18 protein-coding genes are annotated in these 19,831 nt (G+C 72.0%); 9 read left to right on the top strand and 9 right to left on the bottom strand.

Annotated elements, in window-relative coordinates:
- The first annotated feature begins 74 nt into the window (after positions 1 to 74).
- From QSK36_RS09910 to QSK36_RS09900, 3 genes are all read left to right on the top strand, one after another.
- Positions 75 to 641, top strand: a complete 567-nt coding sequence (locus tag QSK36_RS09910; RefSeq protein ID WP_221263039.1) for a TetR/AcrR family transcriptional regulator — start codon at positions 75 to 77, stop codon at positions 639 to 641.
- 173 nt (positions 642 to 814) lie between these two features.
- The gene (locus tag QSK36_RS09905) at positions 815 to 1,675 is read left to right on the top strand and encodes a class I SAM-dependent methyltransferase (RefSeq protein ID WP_285782147.1); all 861 of its coding nucleotides are present in this window, start codon (positions 815 to 817) and stop codon (positions 1,673 to 1,675) included.
- A gap of 241 nt (positions 1,676 to 1,916) precedes the next feature.
- Positions 1,917 to 2,243, top strand: a complete 327-nt coding sequence (locus tag QSK36_RS09900) for a PepSY domain-containing protein (RefSeq protein ID WP_285782146.1) — start codon at positions 1,917 to 1,919, stop codon at positions 2,241 to 2,243.
- A 100-nt stretch (positions 2,244 to 2,343) separates the two neighbouring features.
- On the opposite strand, the gene QSK36_RS09895 is transcribed toward QSK36_RS09900, so the two are convergent.
- Entirely contained in the window at positions 2,344 to 3,393 is a 1,050-nt protein-coding gene (locus QSK36_RS09895) for a serine/threonine-protein kinase (protein WP_285782145.1), read from the bottom strand.
- Positions 3,394 to 3,699: 306 nt separating this feature from the next.
- Here QSK36_RS09895 and QSK36_RS09890 point away from each other — a divergent pair, with 306 nt between their 5' ends.
- Positions 3,700 to 3,909, top strand: coding sequence for a ubiquitin-like protein Pup (locus QSK36_RS09890; protein WP_183531277.1), 210 nt, complete (start codon positions 3,700 to 3,702; stop codon positions 3,907 to 3,909).
- Positions 3,910 to 4,176: 267 nt separating this feature from the next.
- Here the strand turns inward: QSK36_RS09890 and QSK36_RS09885 are convergent, their stop codons facing one another.
- The 7 genes from QSK36_RS09885 to QSK36_RS09855 all read right to left on the bottom strand — a co-directional run bounded on the left by QSK36_RS09885 (position 4,177) and on the right by QSK36_RS09855 (position 13,653).
- A complete protein-coding gene (locus tag QSK36_RS09885) occupies positions 4,177 to 6,945 on the bottom strand; it encodes a glycoside hydrolase family 38 N-terminal domain-containing protein (protein ID WP_285782144.1) in 2,769 nt (922 codons plus the stop codon).
- 10 nt (positions 6,946 to 6,955) lie between these two features.
- Positions 6,956 to 8,167, bottom strand: a complete 1,212-nt coding sequence (locus QSK36_RS09880) for a Gfo/Idh/MocA family protein (RefSeq protein WP_285782143.1) — start codon at positions 8,165 to 8,167, stop codon at positions 6,956 to 6,958.
- Positions 8,168 to 8,233: 66 nt separating this feature from the next.
- Positions 8,234 to 9,505, bottom strand: a complete 1,272-nt coding sequence (locus tag QSK36_RS09875) for a CehA/McbA family metallohydrolase (RefSeq protein ID WP_285782142.1) — start codon at positions 9,503 to 9,505, stop codon at positions 8,234 to 8,236.
- Entirely contained in the window at positions 9,502 to 10,560 is a 1,059-nt protein-coding gene (locus tag QSK36_RS09870; protein ID WP_183531279.1) for an ABC transporter ATP-binding protein, read from the bottom strand. Before QSK36_RS09870 ends, QSK36_RS09875 begins: the two co-directional genes overlap by 4 nt.
- Positions 10,557 to 11,381 carry a carbohydrate ABC transporter permease gene (locus QSK36_RS09865; RefSeq protein WP_142559173.1) on the bottom strand — a complete coding sequence of 275 codons (825 nt, stop codon included), beginning with the start codon at positions 11,379 to 11,381 and terminating at the stop codon, positions 10,557 to 10,559. The genes QSK36_RS09870 and QSK36_RS09865 overlap by 4 nt, the downstream gene beginning before the upstream one ends.
- The gene (locus QSK36_RS09860) at positions 11,378 to 12,268 is read right to left on the bottom strand and encodes a carbohydrate ABC transporter permease (RefSeq protein ID WP_285782141.1); all 891 of its coding nucleotides are present in this window, start codon (positions 12,266 to 12,268) and stop codon (positions 11,378 to 11,380) included. The genes QSK36_RS09865 and QSK36_RS09860 overlap by 4 nt, the downstream gene beginning before the upstream one ends.
- Before the next feature lie 2 nt (positions 12,269 to 12,270).
- Positions 12,271 to 13,653, bottom strand: a complete 1,383-nt coding sequence (locus QSK36_RS09855; protein WP_285782140.1) for an extracellular solute-binding protein — start codon at positions 13,651 to 13,653, stop codon at positions 12,271 to 12,273.
- A gap of 232 nt (positions 13,654 to 13,885) precedes the next feature.
- On the opposite strand from QSK36_RS09855, the gene prcB reads away from it, so the two are divergent.
- The 5 genes from prcB (at position 13,886) to QSK36_RS09830 (ending at position 18,821) form a co-directional block, all read left to right on the top strand.
- Positions 13,886 to 14,701 carry a proteasome subunit beta gene (gene prcB, locus QSK36_RS09850; protein ID WP_285782313.1) on the top strand — a complete coding sequence of 272 codons (816 nt, stop codon included), beginning with the start codon at positions 13,886 to 13,888 and terminating at the stop codon, positions 14,699 to 14,701.
- 27 nt (positions 14,702 to 14,728) lie between these two features.
- Positions 14,729 to 15,547 (top strand): proteasome subunit alpha, encoded by an 819-nt coding sequence (gene prcA / locus QSK36_RS09845; RefSeq protein ID WP_285782312.1) that lies wholly within the window; start codon positions 14,729 to 14,731, stop codon positions 15,545 to 15,547.
- Between the two features lie 125 nt (positions 15,548 to 15,672).
- The gene (locus tag QSK36_RS09840) at positions 15,673 to 16,359 is read left to right on the top strand and encodes a RodZ family helix-turn-helix domain-containing protein (RefSeq protein WP_285782139.1); all 687 of its coding nucleotides are present in this window, start codon (positions 15,673 to 15,675) and stop codon (positions 16,357 to 16,359) included.
- A gap of 69 nt (positions 16,360 to 16,428) precedes the next feature.
- Complete coding sequence (gene pafA, locus QSK36_RS09835) at positions 16,429 to 17,787, top strand: Pup--protein ligase (RefSeq protein WP_183531284.1); 1,359 nt, start codon at positions 16,429 to 16,431, stop codon at positions 17,785 to 17,787.
- 71 nt (positions 17,788 to 17,858) lie between these two features.
- Positions 17,859 to 18,821, top strand: a complete 963-nt coding sequence (locus QSK36_RS09830) for an FKBP-type peptidyl-prolyl cis-trans isomerase (RefSeq protein ID WP_285782138.1) — start codon at positions 17,859 to 17,861, stop codon at positions 18,819 to 18,821.
- Positions 18,822 to 18,883: 62 nt separating this feature from the next.
- Here the strand turns inward: QSK36_RS09830 and QSK36_RS09825 are convergent, their stop codons facing one another.
- Positions 18,884 to 19,750, bottom strand: a complete 867-nt coding sequence (locus QSK36_RS09825; RefSeq protein ID WP_285782137.1) for a chitosanase — start codon at positions 19,748 to 19,750, stop codon at positions 18,884 to 18,886.
- Positions 19,751 to 19,831: the final 81 nt, after the last annotated feature.

Here is a 19,831-nt window from a genome sequence, read left to right as displayed (position 1 = left end):
GAAACGGACTATGCTCCGTTTCCATGGATGACCCTAACACAACCGGAGCGTGATCCGTTTTGACTGAGGCGGAGATGCGCGCGCCACGGGCGGACGCAACCCGTAACCGCGACCACTTGCTCGCGGTGGCGACCCGCGTGTTCATGTCGGCTGACGCCGAGCCGTCGATGCGTGCGATCGCCCGCGAGGCCGGAGTCGGCATCGCCACGCTCTACCGGCACTTCCCGACCCGCGAGTCGCTGGTCGATGCGGTCTACCGGGACCAGGTCGTGCGGCTGACGACCGGCGCCCGCGAGTTGCTCGGCCGGCTGCCCCCGGCTGCGGCGATGCGGCGCTGGATGGACTTGTTCGGGGACTGGATCGCGACCAAGAGCGGCATGCTCGACACGCTGCTTGCGATGATCGAGTCGGGCGAGATCGCCCATGCACAGACCCGGAGCGAGCTACTTGCGGCCATCACCACGATTCTCGACGCCGGTCGCGCGGCGGGCGACCTCCGCTCCGACGTCACCGCCGAAGACATCGCCGCCTCCCTCATCGGCATCTTCACCGTGGCCTCCCGGCGCGAGCATGAAGCCAAGGCCGGTCGCCTGCTGGACCTCCTGATGGACGGCCTCCGGCCCGCCGCCCGGCCGACCTGAGCCCGGATCGAGGCGGCTGGTACTCCAGTGACACATTGAAATCATGGATTCGGCGACTGGCACCTGGACCTCATCCCGCCCAAGGACGTCGTCGCCACCGGGTTGTACCTGGCCCCCGGAGCGCTGTTTCCCACCACGCCGGTGTGACGCCCCGGCCTAGCTAGGCTGAATGCATGACCGATGCGGCGGGACGGGTCGAGCCGTCCGGGGTGTGGGCCACAGCCGTGGGCGTGGCCCGGGTGAGGGCGATGGAGACGGCACGCGAGCAGCCGCTGTTCCGGGACCCGCTGGCCCTGGCCTTCGCCACGGCCGGCGGGAGAGGCCCTGAGGCGCCGCCGCCCCCGCACGCGGACGAGGCGGCGCGGCGTCGCCGGCTCGCTGTAGCCTTCTCGATCGTCATCCGGACGAAGTTCCTGGACGACCTGCTGGACCGGGCGGTCGCGTCCGGCGTCCGGCAGGTCGTGCTGCTCGGAGCCGGGATGGACAGCAGGGCCTTCCGGATGGACTGGCCTGCGGGGACCCGGCTGTTCGAGGTCGACACGGCCGAACCGCTGGGCTTCAAGGCGTCGGTGCTGCGTCAGGAGCGGGCCGTTCCGCGCTGCGAGCGGATCACCGTCCCGATCGACCTGCGCGAGGACTGGCCTGGCGCCCTGGCCGCGGCCGGGCACGATCCGGCGCAGCCGACGGTGTGGATCGCCGAGGGACTGCTGATCTATCTGCCCGAGGACGCGGTGCAGTCGCTGCTCGAACGGGTCGGCGCGCTGTCCGCTGCAGGCAGCAGGATGGGCCTGACACTGGGCGCGCGCGGTGTGGTCGAACGCTTCCGCGGGGACGCCACTCCGGGATCGGCGGCGTCGATGTGGGTCTGGGAGATGCCGGAAGACCCGGTTGGCTGGCTGGACGGCCTCGGCTGGGAGGCGGAGACCTTCACCCTTCGTGAGCGCGCCGAGGCCTACGGGCGTCCGGTGCTCACCCCGTCGCAGCAGGACGAGGGCGTCGGCGGACTGGTCTCGGCGGTGCGCGCGGCGCACTGAGCACGATGAAGGCCGGCCCCCACATGTGGCGGGGGCCGGCCTTCGACTGTCCGTCCCTGCGGTCCGCCCCGACCATGGCTCCTGCCCGCCTGCACGCCCTCCAGGTCGCCCTCGCCCGCCGCGCGCCGTCGCCGCCGACCCGCGGTGCCTCGAACCGGTGCTGAGCGCGGCTGGGCCGGGGCAACCACGCTTTAGGGACCGCTTAGCGCGGCCATAGTGTGATCGCTGCGAACCTCGGGGCATGACACAGACAACCAAGATCGCTCTCGCCGCCGCCGTCACCCTCGCCGCCCTGGCCGCAGGGGGAACCGTCGCCGCCGCCGCGCCCGCCCCTCTCTCCTCGACCGCCTCGGTCTCCGTCTCCCAGACCTCGGTCACCCGGAGCCAGGCGATCGCGATCGCGACGAGGCGGGTGCCCGGCGCGCGGGTGACCGAGGTCGAACGCGAGTGGGAGCACGGCCACCGCACCTGGAAGGTCGAGCTGCGCAAGGGCCACAGGGAGTACAAGGTGTACGTCGCGATCGCGACCGGGCGGATCGTCAAGTTCCGCGCCCACCACGACGACTGATCACAGGAAGGCGGGCACGGGCGGCTTCCCCGGCCGCGTACCCGGGGGAGTCGTCCGGCGAGTCCCGTCCCGCGAAGCCGGAGGCCTGGCGATCCGGAGGCTACGGGAGGCGCGGAGGTCCGGGCCGGCGGGGCCCGGTCGTGGGGGCGGGCAAGTAGGGATTGTCCCGGCGACGCGACTCCACGTCGTGGAAGCGCCCGGTCGTGAGCTCCCCGGGGGCCAGAGGCCACCCGTGGCCGGAGGAGCGGCCGTAGGGGTGCGCCCCGCTCGGCTTGGGCGCGGTGCGGCTGGGCAACTCGCCGGCCGTACGGCCCGGCGTCGCCGCCGGGATGCCCTGCCGCCGCAACACGTCCACGAGCACGTGCATCGCCTGGTCGACGGTGAGCCGTTCGTCCGGGTCGTGCCGCAGCAGGCCCTCGATCAGCGGTCGCAGGAGGCCCGCCCGGCGCGGCGGCTCCGGCTCGCGGCCCAGCAGCGCCGCGGCCGGCAGCGGCTCCGTGGTCGGATAAGGCGGCCGCCCCTCGACCCCGCAGTACAGCGTGGCGCCGAACGACCACAGGTCGGCGGCGGGGGCCAGGCCCTTCCCACGCAGCCGCTCGGGGGCGAGGTAGGCGCCGGACCGCGCCACGGGCACGGTCGTCGATCCGCCGGGATCCCGGTCGAAGGCGGCGATGCCGAAGTCGGTCAGCACCACCCGGTCCTCGGTCAGCATGACGTTGGCGGGCCGGATGTCCCCGTGGACGACGCCCATCGCGTGCGCGTGCCGTACGCCCGACAGGAGCTGGAAGCCCACCCAGGCGGCCCAGTGGACCGGCAGCCGGCCGAGGTGGCGGACGGTGGCGCCCAGCGTGAGGCCCTGCAGGAGCTCTGTCACGATCCAGAGCCGGCCCTTGTCCTCCAGCAGGTCGTGCACGGTGATGACGGCCGGGTGGCTGAGCCGGGCCGCGGAACGGGCCTCCCGCAGCGCCTGCCTGCGGGCGGCCGGCAGGTCGGCCACGTCCACCCGGTACGGCGGCTGCACTTCCTTGATCGCGACGTCGCGCTTGAGGCGGAGATCGTGTGCCTGCCACATGATTCCGCCGCCGTCACGATGGAAGGGCGTCAGCAGCTTGTACCGATCCGCCAGCAGTTGCCGTGCGTGCGATGCCATCGACCACCCGTGCGCTAGGTCGTGCCGTGATCCATCAATTGTCGTCCCGGACGCGGTCGCTCTGCGCCGAAAGGCGGCCACGGGGAGTGTGAGGTCGATAACGATCCGGTCTAACGAAGACGGTTCCCGTGGGCCGGCATCGCCCGCCGCAGGGCCGAATCCCCGCGCGTTTGCCTTCCCGGCGTTCACCGGGTTGTCTGGCCACAGCGGCCGGGCCGAAGATCGCACGCTCTTTCGCGCGCATTGTCGGTCGGTTCGGGGAAGATATGGGGAGAGGCGTCCCCCCGAGCAGCGGAGGTGTCAGGGATGGCGACCAAGGAGAGCGGCGGCCAGAAGCAGACCGGGCGCCAGGAGCACGAAGTCGAAGAGACCGAGGCGCAGGCGTCCCCGGACGTCCAGGAGCGCCACGAGAAGCTCACCGACGACGTGGACGCGATCCTGGACGAGATCGACGAGGTCCTCGAGGAGAACGCGGAGGAGTTCGTCCGTTCCTACGTGCAGAAGGGGGGGCAGTAGCCCCGGCGGAGGCGTCCGGGCCGGTGGCGGCCGCCGGGGGACCTTCCCCCGGCAGGGCCGCCGTCGGGCCCGGAAACTCCGGTCGAACGCGCCCTCGCCCCCGCGCCGCGATGAGCGGCGCGCGAAGCCGCCCTCGGCGATGATGCGGCAGACGATGACGCGCCAGACGACGCGGTATCCGGCAGGCGTCCCGGTTCCACCGGCCCCGTGAAGGTGGCCCCGTTGGGGTGGCGCTGTGCAGGTGGGTGACGCCGTGCGGGCCGGGCGTCAGGCTCTGCCGAGATGAACGGTCGCGATCTCGAACGGATTCAGCGGGACGCGCACCGTCCGCCACGACCCAGGGGACCTCGCGGGCCCCTGTCCGTCCGCCCCATCGCCGGGGAACACCTCGTCGCGAGACACCTCCAGAGGGCTCAGGGGAGAGCCCAGCACGCCGGCCGTCCAGGCCGCGGTGAAATCTCCCCGGACGACCGCCTCGGTGGCCGTGGGATGCTCGGCCACCAGGCGGACCTCCAGCCGTCCGTCCCGCTCGCGCAGGGCGGCCATCATGACGCCGTCTCCGCTGATCGCGACGCGACCGCCTCCGCCCGGGCCGTCCCCGTCCCCCGCGTTGGCGCCGGTGCCCGGCACGGCGAGCAGGTCGTGGCGGAACTCCTCGGCGAGCCTCGGCAGCCCGGCCTCGTGCCACTCGCCCGCGTACGGCAGGACGGCGAAGCGCACGGCCAGCGGCCCCCGGCACTGGGCGGCCGGGGTGGGCACCTCGGGCCCGGCGGGTTCGTCGCGGTAGGGGTTGCGGTTCCTGGACAGGTAGCCGACTGACCGCACGAGCGTCAGCGCCATCTCGGTCCCGTCCCCGCCGATCTCGTCCCTGACGATCTCGTATTCGGTGACGTGGTCGAGCAGCACGGCCAGGCCGCCGGCGGCGGCGAAGGACTCGGCGGGGAAGGTCGGGATCGGGCGTTCGCCGCCCCCGCCCTCGGCCGCCAGGCCGCGCCGCACCACGGCGAACTGTCCTTCCGCGTACGACTCGGCCGCCGCGCGGGGCAGCGGCGTGTGCCAGCGGACGCGGTGGTCGCGGCAGCGCACGTCCATCGTGATCTCGCACCGCGCGAACGGCTCGCCCGCCCTGAGCTCCACCCGGGTCGTGACGGCCGTGGGCACGGTCTCGGCGGCGTCGGAGCCGGCGGCGTCGCCGAGGCCGGCCGGCCAGTCGTACACCCGCGTGATCTCGTACGCGCCGGTCAGCGGGCCCGCGCAGACCTCCTCGACGACGACCCGGGAGGGCCGGTCGAGGAGCCGGTCGTGTGGCGGGGGCGCGTGGTTGTAGGTGTCCCCGGCGTCCCCGCCGTGGACGATCCGCCCGACGCCGTGGACCTCGGTCCCGCCCGCGCCGCGCAGCGAGAGCGTCCCGTCGCCGGCCACGCGCACCCGCAGCAGCCCGTTGTCCAGCACCGGCTCGAATCCGTACGGGTCGGTCCTCAGGGTGTTCGCGACGGGGGTGTTCGCGACGGGGGCGGTCCGGCCGGGCGCGGGCGGACGGGCCGTGAGGACGGCACGGCCGAGCGGCGGCACGGTGACCAGCGCGGCCACGGTGACCACGGGCTCGGCCACCGTGCGGACGACCCACGGCCCGGGACCGGCCTCCAGGACCGCCCGGCGCAGGTCCTCGTAGGCGTACGCGCCGGAGGCGTGCCTGCTCACGGTGACGGTGAACACGCCGTCCCCGGCGTGCCAGGAGACGATCTCGTGGCCGTACAGTTCCCGCTCGTGGACGCGCCCGAGAAGCCGGGAGAGGTCGTCCATGACGGTCTCGTCGAGCAGGGTCGGAGCGTGTTCGAGCCGCTGGACGGGGACGGCCCGCCCCGAGGCGTCCGCCAGGGACGCGCGGTCCTCCGGCAGGTCGGCGAGCACCAGGCCGGTCCGCTCGAACGGGGACGGGTTGACGACCACGAGCGCGCCCTTCGGCGCGGCCTCGGCGAGGGACGCCGCGACCAGGTCCACGACCGCCTGGGCCGTCTGCCCGGCCTCGGCGATCCTCGCGGCCACCTGCTGGGCGGTCTCGTCCGAACCGCACCCGGTGACCGAGTCGTGCCCGCTGCAGGCGATGACCGACCGCCAGGCCATGTCGATGAGGCGTTCACCGGCGGACCGGTCGGCGAGCCACAGCGCCGACAGCGGTTCCGCGTAGCGGGTGAGGATCCGCTCGGCACGGGCCATGGCCTGCTTCAGCGGCACCCGGGCCGAGATCACGCCGGGCAGGATGTTGGCCCGCGCGTGCGAGCGCAGTTCGCCCGCCACCCGCGGCACCTCTCCATCCGCCGGATCGCCGGTCAGGGCCTCGGCGAGGGTGGCGACGCGGAGCCCCGACGCGGTGATCTCGCGGGCCGGCGCCGAGTGGTCCGCACCGTACATCGCCAGCAGGGTGTCACCGGCCGCCCAGCCCTTCGCCGTGGAGACGAAGGCCGTCACGCGGTCGGGCATGCCCTCGGCGGGGCCGGTGAACAGGCCGAAGGCGTTGCCGTACCCGCCGGGCAGATATCCGGTCCTGATCGTGGTGCCGTCGGCGCCGGTCCAGTCGAAGGCGTCGCGGTCCACGTGCGCGGGCACGCCGCGCCACAGGCACGCCAGGCGCAGCCCCGCCAGCGCCAGCATCTGCGGCATCTGGGCGCAGTGGCCGAACTGGTCGGGCAGGTAGCCGACGGGCATCGCGCCGCCGAGCGCGGCGGCGCCCCGCATGCCGTACTCCAGGTTGCGCAGCAGGGTCTCGCCCGAGCACAGGAACTCGTCGGCGAGGATCAGCCAGGGCCCGACGGCCAGCCGTCCCTCGGCGACGAAGCGGGCGACGTCGCCGCGCCGCGCGGGCCGGATCTCGAGGTAGTCCTCGATCGCCGCGAGCTGGCCGTCCATCGTGAAGCGGTAGGCGGGGTCGGCGGCCATGGCGTCCAGGACCTCGTCGAGCACCCGCACCAGCCCGACCCGGAACCGCTGGAAGGGGAGGTACCACTCCCGGTCCCAGTGCGTGTGCGGGACCACCACGATCCTGTCGCTATCTGCTGAGGCTCTCCTCGGCGTGACCGCTGGCTCCACTCCCGCCCTCCTCGGCGTAGCTGCTGTCGGCCCCGGCGGTCGCCTCCCGGGGGGCGCCGGTGACCTCCTGGGCGCACTCTCCGCCGATGGGGATGCCCGCCCACCGCGCGTACCGGTGCACGATCCGCTGCGCCGTGACGATATCCTCCAGGGCCCCGTCGAGTCCGGTGAGCGGCGGTTCCTCCTGGGTGACGAAGCGGTGGAAGGCGCGCAGCTGGCGTTCGAACGCCTCGGCGACGTCCTCGTTGACGACCGTCCGCTCGGTGGTGCCGACGCGGCAGGTGACCGTCAGCCGGGTGGGCGCGTTCAGCAGATAAGGGGAGGGGAAGCGCAGCTCCAGCGAGCCGTGCTCGTGGTGCAGCGTCATGACCTCGTGGTAGGCCGGGTAGCTCGGCAGGTAGTGCCAGCGGATGCCGTACCTGCCGGAGCATTCGCCTCCGAGCGTCCCGCTCACCTCCAGGGACGGCGGGAACGCCTCCACCGGCCACACGGCCACGTGGTCCACCGTGTCGGGAGACCCCGTGAACAGCCGCATCAGCGACAGCTCGTGGCACAGGCTGCTCAGCAGCACCTCGGCGTACAGCCGCCGCAGCCGCTCCGACGGCGTGCCGAGCGCGGCGGTGAGCGCCCGCTCGTCGGCCTCCGCGTAGGGGGCCACCGCCTCGGGCGCGGGATGTCCGGGCCGCGCCCGGGCGAACAGCAGCTGCGACTCCTCCGACGGGTGCAGCACGGTGGCGTCCAGGTGGCGGACGACCTCCGGCCCGCCGGCCTCGTGCAGCGCCTCCAGCAGCCGCTGGGAGGCCGGGTCGTACTGCTTCATGTAGCCGGCCATCAGCCGTTCGCCGGAAAAGCCGCTCAGCTCGGCCCGGCTGTAGGCGAGGGGCTTCTCGCACAGCACCCACAGGCCGCGTTCGAGGGCGGCCCGCACCAGCGGCCCGTGGGACCCCGGCGTGAGCACGATCAGCGCGTCGAACCCGCCCTTGTCGAGCATCGCCAGCGGATCGTCGTACGCCGGGACGCCCGCCTCCCGGCCGACCGCCTCCGCGTGCCCGCGGTCGAGGTCGCACACGGCCGCGACCCGGAACAGGTCGCGCCGCCGCGCGAGCAGGGGCAGGTAGACGACCTGTGCGACCACGCCCAGCCCGGCGATCCCCACCTTCACCGTCTCCACGTCCTCACCTTCCTCCGCTCGGCGGCCTGCCCTGCACCTCCCCATCGGCGGTGGAGCGCAACCCCGTCAGGTGCAGACGGCCATCACCTCGTTGGCGTGCGTCTCCAGCCGGTGCACCCCGGGATGGGCGGGCAGGAGGGTGAGGTCCCCCCTGACCACCCGCCGGGTCTGCGGACCCCACAGCACCAGCCCGTCGGCGTCCACGGCGAGGAACTCGTCCTCCAGCCGCAGCAGCAGCGGGGCGCCGGGGGAGGCCGACACCGCCGTCCGCCCCTCCGCCACGGCCCGTACGACCGCCCCGGCCGCCTCGGGACCGCGGCCGTCGCCCTCGGCGAGCACCCACGTCGTCGGCGCGCCGGGCAGGTGACCCTCCTCGGGCCGGTGGTAGTCGCCGCCGCCCACCACCACGAGATCGCCGGCCGGGTCGCCGATCACATCGTGCGTCCAGGCCTGCGCCCAGGCCAGCGGCGCGCCCCAGCTGCGGTCCCACCAGCTCCAGTGCCACAGCTCGACGACCCGCGGCCGGTCGGTCATCGGGTGCCGCCAGGCGCAGTCGGCCGCCACCGGATGGTTGACCGACAGCACCCCGCCCCGGTCCCGTACGGCCTTCGCCCACTCGTCGGGGGGCCGCCGGAAGTCGATCCAGCCGACGTCCCCGAGCGCGCCCGCGTGCCCGAGGTCGGTGGTCACCTCCTGCCCGGGCACGAGCACGAGTCCGGCCAGCGCCGAGGCCGCCGCGAGCTCCACGTGGTGGCTGACGGTGTTGTGGTCGGTCACCGCGAGGAAGTCCAGCCCGGCCGCGGCCGCCACACAGGCCAGTTCGTAGACGCTCAGCGTCCCGTCCGAGTGGTCGGTGTGCGCGTGCAGGTCCCCGGCGAGCCAGCGGTATCCCGGCGGCGACGGCAGGCGGCGCCGTACGGCGGCGGGCTCGGGCGGGACGGGCGCGGGCACGCGGGAGAAGCGGCTGCGGCGCCGGCGCGGCCGGGCGGGCGGGCGCACGTGCCTGATCACCCGGATCTCGTACGGCAGGCCGCCGAGGGGCACCCGGTGCAGTCCGACCAGCACCCGCCACACCCCCGGCTCGATCTCGCCGGGAAGATAGCCCGGGGTGGCCCAGGACGGGGTGATGGTGTATTCGGAGCGAGCGCCCCCCGACCAGCCGCGAAACCCGGCCGGCCCGGCGCAGCCGAGGTCGAGCACGCCGGCCGACCGGTCGTAGGACAGGCGCACCGTGAGTGCGGCCGTGCCGGGCCGCACCTCCACCGGCACCTCCGCCACCGGCCCGGCCAGCCGGTCGTCCAGCGTCCACGTCCCGCTGATCGCGGCCCTGGTCGTCACGCGCCACCCACCAGGGTGTCGTCGCGGTAGAGCAGCGCCCGGCCCGGGCGGGGCACCGCCCAGGCCGCCGTACCCGGCGGGGGCTCGGCGCCCTCGGGGACCACCACCTGCAGCAGGTGGTCCGTGCACTCCAGCGTGACGAGATGGGCCGTGCCGAGGTTCTCCACCACCGCCACCTTCCCCGGGAACGCCCCCTTCTCCCCGGGCTCCCGGGTGGTCAGGTCGGCGTACTCGGGCCGCAGGCCGTACACGACCTCGCCCTCGGGCGCGCCGTCCGGCAGGGGGAACTCGGCCCCGGCCACCCGCAGCACGCCGTCCTTCGCGACGCCCGGCAGCAGGTTCATCGGCGTCGACCCGATGAAGGAGGCCACGAACGTGGTGGCCGGGCGGCGGAACACCTCGGACGGCGTGCCGAGCTGCGTGATCCGCCCGGCCGACATGACCGCGATGCGGTCGGCCAGCGCGAGCGCCTCGCTCTGGTCGTGCGTGACGAAGACCGTGGTCACCGCCAGCTCGCGCTGCAGGCGCTTGAGGAACGTGCGGGCCTCCAGGCGCAGCCGCGCGTCCAGGTTCGACAGCGGCTCGTCGAACAGGAACGCCTTGGGGTGGCAGGCGACCGCACGCGCGAGCGCCACGCGCTGCTGCTGCCCGCCGGACAGCTGGCCGGGCCTGCGGTCCAGCAGCTCCGACAGGCTGAGCCGGGACGCCGTCTCGGCGGCCTTCTCCGCACGCTCGGCCCGCGGGACCTTCCTGATCCGCAGCGGATAGGCGATGTTGGCGGTCACGTCCATGTGCGGGAACAGCGCGTAGTCCTGGAAGACCATCGCGACGTCCCGCCGTCCCGGAGGCGTCCCGGTGACGTCCACGCCGCCGATCTCGATCCGCCCCGATGTGGGGGTCTCCAGGCCGGCGATCGTCCGCAGCAGCGTCGTCTTGCCGCAGCCCGACGGGCCCAGCAGCGCGAAGAACTCGCCGTCGCCGATCTCCAGGTCGAGCGAGTCGACCGCCCGCACCCCGCCGGGGAACTCCTTGGTCAGGCCGCGCAACGCGATCACCGCTTGATCCCCCCGTGGAAGCGGAAGCCGTACCTCCGGCTGACGAACACGTACATCACCACCACCGGCAGCGAGTAGAGCAGCGAGAACGCCGAGATCACGTCGAGGCGCGGCGCGCCGCCCTCGGTGTAGAGCGTGTAGAGGATGACCGCGCCGGGGGCCTTGTCCGGGTCGCGCAGCAGGATGAACGGCTGCAGGAAGCTGCCCCACACTCCTGCGACCGCCCACACCGCGATCGTCGCCAGGCCGGGCCGCACCAGCGGGATCACGACGTGCCGCAGCACCTGCCCCGACGACGCGCCGAACACCCGCGCCGACTCCTCGTACGACGTGGGCGTGGCGTCCATGAAGTCCTTCAGGATGAAGATCGCGGCGGGGAGCAGGCCGCCCGACAGCGTGAGCACGACGCCGAGGTGGGTGTCGATCAGGTTCAGCCGGGTCGCCAGCTCGAACAGCGGCACCATCGCCGCCGTCCCCGTCACCACCGACGACAGGAGCAGCAGGACGTACAGCAGCGCGTCGCGACCGGGCACCCGCGCCCGCGACAGCGCGTACGCCGCCAGCGCGGCCAGCGTCACGACCAGGGCCGCGCTGCCGCACGCCTGGATCAGCGAGTTGCGCAGCGAGCCCAGCGCGTACGGGTTGTCCAGCAGAGCCCGGAAGTTCGCCAGCGTGAACTCCGGCACCGAGGCCGTGATCGACGGGTGGGCGTCGAACGGCGCCGAGGCCAGCCACAGCAGCGGCAGCGCGAAGAACCCCAGCACCAGGGCCAGGAAGGTGGCCCGCCCGATGGTCCCCAGCATGTGGCGCACCGGCGTCATGACGGCCTCACTTCCCCCCGGGACCGCAGGAGGCGCAGGTAGGCGAAGGCCAGGACCAGGTTCACCACGAGGACGAGGAAGGAGACCGCGGCGCCGAAACCGAGCCTGCCGCCGCTCATCGCGACGTTGTAGATGTAGACGGGCAGGATCTCCGACCGCCCCTCGGGGCCTCCGGCGGTGAGCTGGAAGGCCGTGAAGTCGTTGAACGTCCACAGCGTGATCAGCAGCAGGTTCGTCAGCACATGCCCCTTGATGTGCGGGAAGACCACATCCCTGAGCTGCTGGAGCGTCGACGCGCCGGCGAGCCGGGCGGTCTCCAGGTGCGACGGCGGCACGTTCTCCAGCGCCGCGCCGTACAGCATCATCGAGAACGCCGTGCCGCGCCAGACGTTGAACACGATGATCGACGCCATCGGGTGGTCGAGCAGCCAGGCGAAGCCGGGCGTGTGCAGGATCGCGTTCAGCGTCCCGCCGTCGCGGTCGAGCAGCGCGATCCACAGGAACGCGACGACCGACGACGGCAGGATCCACGCCAGCAGCACCAGCCCCTCGGTGAGGCTCTTCAGCGGCCCCCGCCGGTCGCGCAGCGCCCACGCGATCGCGAACCCGAGCACCGCCTGCCCGAGCACGGCCGAGCCGAGCACGAACTGCACGGTGAGCCACAGCGACGAGCGGAACCGCTCGTCGCCCAGCGCCTCGGCGTAGTTGGCCGCCCCCACCACCTGCGGATCGGCCGCCGCCAGGCCGGTGAGCCGGTAGTCCGTGAGGCCCAGATAGACGGTCCACAGCGCGGGGAAGACCAGGAACACCCCGATCAGCACCAGCGCCGGCAGCACGAACCCCACGGCGGGACGGCGGCCCAGCGTGCCGGACTCAGCTCGCGACATGCTCAGCTCGCGACATTGGCGGGGCCGCCGACGAGGGACTCGACCTTGCGCTGGTAGGCGGCGGCCGCCTCCTCCACGCTCGTGCCCGCCACGACCGCGGCCGTGGCCTCCTGCAGGGCGACCGACACCTGCGGGTAGACGGCCAGGGGCGGCCGGTACGCCGTGAGGGGCAGGACCTCGTCGGAGACGAACTTCAGCATCGGGTCGGCCCCCAGCACCGTGTCGTTCACGTCCTTGCGCGCCGTGATCCGGGCGGCCCCGGCGAGCTGCGACGTGGTGGCCTCGGCCGAGTGCATGAACGACAGCAGCTCCCAGGCCAGCTTCGGGTTCTTCGAGTTGGGGTTGAGCACCCGTACGGCGCCGCCGGACATGCTGACGAAGTCCTGGCCCCGGATGCCGGCCCCGGGGCGCTGGGCGGGGATCAGGGCGTAGCCGACGACCGAGTCGCGGTCCTTCATCGGGGCGACCCCGGCCTCGGGCTCGATCACCGACCGCCAGAAGTAGTCACCCTCCGCCAGGATGGCGATCCTGCCCTCGGCGAACTGGGCGAACGACTTGTCCCGTCCCCGCGCCTCCTGCTGCAGCCTGGGGTCGCCGAGGCCGCCGGAGTAGACCTGCCGGTAGAAGTCCAGCACGTCCTTGAGCGCCCGGGAGGCGCCGGTCCACTTGCCGTCCGCGTAGATCTGCGCCCCCGCGCCCGCCAGCAGCGGCAGCGCGCCCTGCATGGTCGTCGCCTCGCCCATGGCGGTGCCGGCGTCGATCTGGATCGGGACGGGGACGCCGGCCCTCTTGAGCGCCCCGCCGGCGTCGAGGATCTCCTGCCAGCTCCGCGGCTGCCAGCGGTCCGGCAGGCCGGCCTTCCGGAACAGGGCCCTGTTGTAGAACAGCACCCGCCCGTCGGTGCCCTGCGGCAGGCCGTACCTCTTGCCCTCGAACGTGCCGAGGCCCTGCACGGCCTGCGGGATCTGGCTCCACCCCTCCCAGGAGTCCGCCTCGGGACCGGCGACCTCGGCGAGCGGCTTGACGTACCCGGCCTGGGCGAACTCGCCCACCCAGATGCCGTCGAGGTCGATGACGTCGGCGCCCGCCCGTGACTTGAGGTCGAGGGCGACCTTCGTCTTGTACTGCTCGTCGTCCACGCCGCTCGGCTGGAACACCACGCGGACGTCGCGGCCCTTGGCCTTCTGCGCGGCCTCGAACCGCGGGATGACCCATTTGGCCGTCCAGTCGGCGGTCTCGGCGTTCTTGCCGCCGGAGATCGCGTTGGCGGTGATGGTCAGGGTGACGCCCTCGTCTGTGGAGTCGCCGGAATCGTCGGAGCCGCCGGTGCCGCAGGCGCCCAGAGTCAACAGGGCCACCGCCGCCACCGCGAGCGCAGGTCTCATGATCGACCTCCCCGTAGTCCTGACGTACGGACAAATCGACACTCGCACGCGATTACCGACACGTAAAGAAACGGTTTGGTGAACGAGTAAGGGACGCGCGCCCGGCCTCTTGCGGGATGTCTGGTTCGCGCTGAGCTGATCGGGAAGAGTGCAACCAGCGCTGAGACCTGAGTATGGTCGGGCGTAACAACGCATGCTTGGAGGGAGTCGCGTGGCATCTCAGCCAGCCTGGATGAACAGCCTCTTCACATATACGGGATCGTCGTCGTTCTCAGAGTTCCTAGGCGTGCACGCGCCGAACCTGCTGCCCGCCCGCAACGAGTCGCTGGCGGCGCCGGTGGGTGACGAGATCCCGCACGCGACCACCATCGTCGCGGCGACCTGCGCCGGCGGCGTGGTGATGGCGGGCGACAGGCGTGCGACCTCCGGGAACATCATCTCGCAGCGGGACATCGAGAAGGTGTTCCGCACCGACGACTACTCCTGCATGGGCATCGCGGGCACCGCGAGCACCGGCCTGGAGCTGGCCCGGCTCTACCGGGTCGAGCTGGAGCACTACGAGAAGACCGAAGGTCGCTCGCTGTCGACCGAGGGCAAGGCGCACCGCCTGGCCACCATGATCCGCGGAAACCTGCCCATGGCCATGCAGGGCCTCGTGGTCGTGCCGCTCTTCGCGGCCTACGACCCGTCCCACGACTCCGGGCGGATCTTCAGCTACGACGTGGGCGGCGGGCCGTACGAGCAGAGGGAGTTCCACTCGATCGGCTCGGGTTCGATCTTCGCCCGGGGCTCGCTCAAGAAGCTCTACCGGGAGAACTCCAGCCCGCAGGACACGGTCCTGGCCTGCCTGCACGCCTTGTACGACGCCGCCGACGACGACTCGGCGACCGGCGGCCCCGACGTGATGCGGAAGATCTGGCCGGTCGTGTCCGTCATCACCGCCGACGGCTTCCGCCGCCTCCCGGACGACGAGATCGCCGAGTTCGTGGAGTCCATGCTGGAGAGGCGGATGACCGCCCCCGAAGGCCCGACCGCGCCGCTGCGCTAACCCAAGAGAGGATCACCCCCGGTGTCCATCCCCTTCGGAGGATATGCCTCGCCCGAGCAGATCATGCGGGACAGGGCGGAGTATGCCCGCAAGGGCATCGCTCGCGGTCGCAGCGTGGTCGTGATGCAGTACGCGGACGGCATCCTGTTCGTGGCGCCCAACCCGTCCAAGGCGCTGCACAAGATCAGCGAGATCTACGACCGCATCGGCTTCGCCGCGGTGGGGCGCTACAACGAGTTCGAGTCGCTCCGCCTGGCCGGCATCCGCTACGCGGACATCAACGGCTACACCTTCAACCGCAACGACGTCACCGGCCGCGGCCTGGCGAACCTGTACGCCCAGCACCTCGGCATGATCTTCACCGAGTCGATCAAGTCGTTCGAGGTGGAGATCGTCGTCGCGGAGGTCGGCGAGGCGGCCGAGGACGACCAGATCTACCGGATCACCTTCGACGGCTCAGTCTTCGACGAGCAGGGCATGGCCGTGATCGGCGGCCAGGCCGACGCCGTCGGAGGGCGCCTGAAGGAGCGTTACAGCGAGGGACTGCCGCTGCCGCAGGCCCTCGACGCCGCGCTGGCCGCCCTGACCGAGCCGGGCGGCGAGCGTCCCCCGGTGACCCAGATCGAGGTCGCCGTCCTCGACCGGGGCAGGGAGCACCGCAAGTTCCTGCGCCTGACCGGGCCCCGCCTGGAGAAGCTCCTGGAGGCCGCCAAGGACAGCCAGGGGGGCGCGCGGCAGCCCGCCGCCGAGGAGGCCCGGGCAGAGCAGGAACAGGCCGAGCAGGCTCCCGACACCGCCCCGCCGATCGCCCCCGAGGGCGACATCGACACGGGCTCCGGCGAGTAGCCCGTCCTCCCGTCCGTACGGCCGCGGTGCCGCGCCCTCATCAGGGGCGCGGCGCCGCCGTCTCATGGGCTCGGCTCGGGCATTTCGGTCCAGCCAACCCCCGATTTCGCTACTCTCATCCGGTTATGACGACTTTTGATCTCTTCCGACGGGCGGGCGTTCCGGCCGCCGCCGTCGCCCTCCTGTCGCTGACCGCATGCTCCGGAGCCTCCGGCACCTCGGCCTCGCCCACCGTGACCGCCACCGTGACGGTGACGGCCCCGGCGTCGCCCGCGGAGCCGTCCGCCGACCCGGCGGCCTCCGACACCCCGGCGGCGGACACGCCCACCGACTCGAGCACGACCGCGCCGACGCGGAAGCCGGGCAAGGCCGGGCCGCCGATCACGGACAAGACGCCGGCCCCCTTCGGCGGGACCATCCAGTCGGACCCCGGGCACGACTTCACCAAGGGGCTCAGCCCCAGCAGGGACGGTGTCGTACGCGGCCAGCTGGTCGCCATGCACGACGAGAACGTGGCGGAGTACCGGCCCGTCAAGTTCGTCAAGGAGTACGGCGGCAGCACCAGCGGCCACTTCGAGGGGCCGCCGGAGGGTGACGTGACGGCCTTCGCCGCGCCGATCGCGAAGAACGTCGTGTTCCTCAGCGCGGTCGGCTGCGACGGCAAGGACCAGACCATCGACAGCAAGTACCTCGGCACCCAGCGCTGCTCACGGGGCAAGCTGGTCCTGCGGGCCGACGCGGGCGACCTGCGGGCGCTCATCACCGTTCAGGGCGGCCAGATCGTCAAGGTGACGGAGATTTACGCCGCCTGACCGCTCCTTCTCGGCATTCCACCGCCTGATCACTGTTCGGCCGCCGGTTTATGGGAATAGTGTGAGGTGATGGATCGACGCATATTCGGGCTGGAGAACGAGTACGGCGTCACCTGCACGTTCCGCGGGCAGCGGAGGCTGTCGCCGGACGAGGTGGCGCGGTACCTGTTCCGGCGAGTGGTGTCCTGGGGCCGATCGAGCAACGTATTCCTGCGCAACGGCGCACGTCTCTACCTGGACGTGGGCAGCCATCCCGAGTACGCCACCCCTGAGTGCGACAACGTCGTGGAGCTGGTCACCCACGACAAGGCGGGGGAGCGGATCCTGGAGGGTCTCCTCGTGGACGCCGAGAAGCGGCTCCGCGAGGAGGGCATCGCGGGAGACATCTACCTGTTCAAGAACAACACCGACTCGGCCGGCAACTCCTACGGCTGCCACGAGAACTACCTCGTGGGCCGGCACGGGGAGTTCGGGCGGCTGGCCGACGTCCTGATCCCTTATCTGGTGACCCGCCAGATCATCTGCGGTGCGGGCAAGGTGCTGCAGACCCCGCGCGGAGCCGTCTACTGCGTCTCCCAGCGGGCCGAGCACATCTGGGAGGGCGTCTCCTCGGCGACCACCCGGTCCCGGCCGATCATCAACACCCGCGACGAGCCGCACGCGGACGCCGAGCGGTTCCGCAGGCTGCACGTCATCGTGGGCGACTCGAACATGAGCGAGACCACGATGCTGCTCAAGGTCGGCGCCACCGACCTGGTGCTGCGCATGATCGAGGCCGGTGTGGTGATGCGCGACCTGTCCCTGGAGAACCCGATCAGGGCGATCCGGGAGGTGTCCCACGACATGACGGGCAGGCGCAGGGTGCGCCTGGCCAACGGCCGTGAGGCCTCGTCGCTGGAGATCCAGCAGGAGTACCTGACCAAGGCGCAGGACTTCGTCGAGCGGCGCGGCGGGGACGCCATCGCCAAGCGGGTGCTGGAGCTGTGGGAGCGCACGCTCCGGGCGGTCGAGACGGGCGACCTCGACCTCGTCTCGCGGGAGATCGACTGGGTCACCAAGTACCAGATGATTGAACGTTACAGACAGAAGTACGACCTGCCGCTGTCGTCGCCGCGCGTCGCGCAGCTCGATCTGGCCTACCACGACGTCCACCGCAAGCGCGGGCTGTTCTACCTCCTGCAGAAGCGGGGGGCCGTCGAGAGGGTGGCCGACGACGTGCGCATCTTCGAGGCCAAGTCGGTTCCGCCGCAGACCACACGGGCCAAGCTGCGCGGGGAGTTCATCCGCAAGGCCCAGGAGAAGCGGCGTGACTTCACCGTCGACTGGGTCCACCTGAAGCTCAACGACCAGGCCCAGCGGACGGTGCTGTGCAAGGATCCGTTCCGCAGCGTCGACGAGAGAGTCGAGAAGCTCATCGCGGGTATGTGATCTCTTACACCGCTCTGACGGCGGGTTCGGGTAGCCTGGCCCGGACCCGCTGTCTGTTTGAGGATTCCCATATGCGCCGTCGTACGGCACTCGTCGCCGCCCTACCCTTGTTGCTCGTCGCCGCCTGCGGAACCGCGCAGAAGAGCACGTCCAGCGCGAGCCCCGCCTCCAGTGGCCAGGCCGCGGCCTCGGCCATCAAGGTGACGGGAGAGGCCGGCAAGAAGCCCACCGTGACCTTCCCGGCGGGCAAGCCCTCGCTCACGTCGGCCTCCATCAAGGTCGTCGAGGGCCAGGGCACCCCGGCCAAGGACGGCGACGTCCTCACCGCCAACGTCACCGTCTACAACTGGGACGGCAAGGAGAACAAGGCGGCAGGCTCCGACTACGACCAGGGCAAGTCGGAGTTCGTCTCGGTCAGCCCGCAGCTGCCCAAGGCGCTGCACGAGGCGCTGATCGGCGCCAAGCCGGGCGGCCGGGTGATGGCCGTGATCGCCAAGGACAACCTGAGCGCGGAGCAGCTCGACCAGGCCAAGCAGCAGGGTCAGGACTTCAACGCCGTGTCCCAGGTGCTGGTCATCGACGTGCTGGGGGCCGCGCTGAAGTCCGTCCAGGGCACTGCCGTCGACCCCGCCGTGAACGGCGTGAAGGTCGAGAACCCGAGCGGCGACAAGGCCCCGGCGCTGACCACCAAGACCAGCGAGAAGGCGCCCAAGAAGCTGGTCGTCAAGACCGTGATCAAGGGTGGCGGCCCGGAGGTGAAGGCCGGTCAGACGGTCCTCGCCCACTACGTCGGCAAGATCTGGGGCACCGACAAGAAGTTCGACTCCAGCTGGGACCGCGGCCAGCCCGCGACGTTCGCCCTCGACCAGGTCGTCAAGGGCTGGGCGCAGGGCCTGACCGGCGTCCCGGTCGGCAGCCGCGTCCTGATCACGATCCCGCCGGACCTCGGCTACGGCAAGGAGGGCAACGCGCAGGGCGGCATCAAGGGCACCGACACGCTCGTCTTCGTCGTGGACGTCCTCGGCGCGGCCTGACGGCAACGGACGACAGGGGCCCCTCCCACCCAACGGTGGGAGGGGCCCCTGGCGTACGGGCGTCAGCTGAGGATCTGGTAGCTGTCGCCGTAGACCTTCCACCGCAGCGGCGGGTCGAGGTCGAGGTTGCCGTTCTTGAGGAACACCCGCTGGGCGGTGTCGACCCGGCTGGTGTCGCTGTGCGCCTCCTCGGTCTTCATCGCCGCCTTGCGGGCGTCGAGGAACGCGTTGAGGTAGGCGACCTCGTCGCCGCCCTGCGCCGGGGTCTTCGCCTTCTTCATGGCCGTCTTGCGGATGCCGCCGAAGCTGACCGGGTCGGTGCCGGGGCCGTGCATCACGATGGCGTCGTAGTAGACGAACTGCCCGAGCGCGCGCAGGCCGTCGGCCTTGGCCTGGGCCACCGCGGGGTTGAAGTAGACCCGGTCGCGCTCGTCGTTCTGCGCCTGCCGGAACACGGGATCGGCGGCCGCGGCGCGCCAGTCCTTGGGGAAGTTCGGGTCCAGCCCCTGATGCGAGTCGGTGCCGTTCACCTTCCGCAGCGCGGGCAGATACCTGGCCAGCACGTTGCCGGGCTTGCGCGTGGTGTAGAGCTCGACCAGGTCGAGCATGTCGCCGGTGCCCGAGCAGAAGCCGATGATCCCGGCGGTGTAGCCGCGCCCGTCGTCGATGTCCTCGATGTACTTGTACTGGGCCTTCCAGTCGAGTGAGGAGTTCTCCGCGCTGGAGACGAGCTCCATCGCGATCTCCTTCTTCTTCGGGTCCGTGAGGTCGACCGGCGCCGCCTTGACCGTCACCTTCACGGTCTCCCCGGTAGCAGCCGGGCCGCCGGTGGCGGCTCCCGCCGCGTTCGCGGGGAGTACGGCCGCGGCGGCGGCCACAAGCAGCAGAGCCGCGCGCCGGGGAGTGCGCCTGATCAGCGGGTCTTTCACGTGCGTCGCTCCGTTCTCCGCCCGCGGCCATGCGTCGTGGCGGGAAGGGGGCGCGGGCGGGGGATGAGCCCTCCGTGAGGG

The organism is Microbispora sp. NBRC 16548, from assembly GCF_030268985.1.
Lineage (GTDB): Bacteria > Actinomycetota > Actinomycetes > Streptosporangiales > Streptosporangiaceae > Microbispora > Microbispora catharanthi.
The sequence above is the reverse complement of the archived record's forward strand: the minus strand, read 5'-3'. Positions and strand labels throughout refer to the sequence as shown.

Bases quoted from the DNA above. Each gene is read 5' to 3' on its own strand.
- QSK36_RS09910 (WP_221263039.1), top strand. From the start codon at position 75: ATGCGCGCGCCACGGGCGGACGCAACCCGTAACCGCGACCACTTGCTC.
- QSK36_RS09905 (WP_285782147.1), top strand. From the start codon at position 815: ATGACCGATGCGGCGGGACGGGTCGAGCCGTCCGGGGTGTGGGCCACA.
- QSK36_RS09900 (WP_285782146.1), top strand. From the start codon at position 1,917: ATGACACAGACAACCAAGATCGCTCTCGCCGCCGCCGTCACCCTCGCC.
- QSK36_RS09895 (WP_285782145.1), bottom strand. From the start codon at position 3,393: ATGGCATCGCACGCACGGCAACTGCTGGCGGATCGGTACAAGCTGCTG.
- QSK36_RS09890 (WP_183531277.1), top strand. From the start codon at position 3,700: ATGGCGACCAAGGAGAGCGGCGGCCAGAAGCAGACCGGGCGCCAGGAG.
- QSK36_RS09865 (WP_142559173.1), bottom strand. From the start codon at position 11,381: ATGACGCCGGTGCGCCACATGCTGGGGACCATCGGGCGGGCCACCTTC.
- QSK36_RS09860 (WP_285782141.1), bottom strand. From the start codon at position 12,268: ATGTCGCGAGCTGAGTCCGGCACGCTGGGCCGCCGTCCCGCCGTGGGG.
- QSK36_RS09855 (WP_285782140.1), bottom strand. From the start codon at position 13,653: ATGAGACCTGCGCTCGCGGTGGCGGCGGTGGCCCTGTTGACTCTGGGC.
- prcB (WP_285782313.1), top strand. From the start codon at position 13,886: ATGAACAGCCTCTTCACATATACGGGATCGTCGTCGTTCTCAGAGTTC.
- QSK36_RS09840 (WP_285782139.1), top strand. From the start codon at position 15,673: ATGACGACTTTTGATCTCTTCCGACGGGCGGGCGTTCCGGCCGCCGCC.
- pafA (WP_183531284.1), top strand. From the start codon at position 16,429: ATGGATCGACGCATATTCGGGCTGGAGAACGAGTACGGCGTCACCTGC.
- QSK36_RS09830 (WP_285782138.1), top strand. From the start codon at position 17,859: ATGCGCCGTCGTACGGCACTCGTCGCCGCCCTACCCTTGTTGCTCGTC.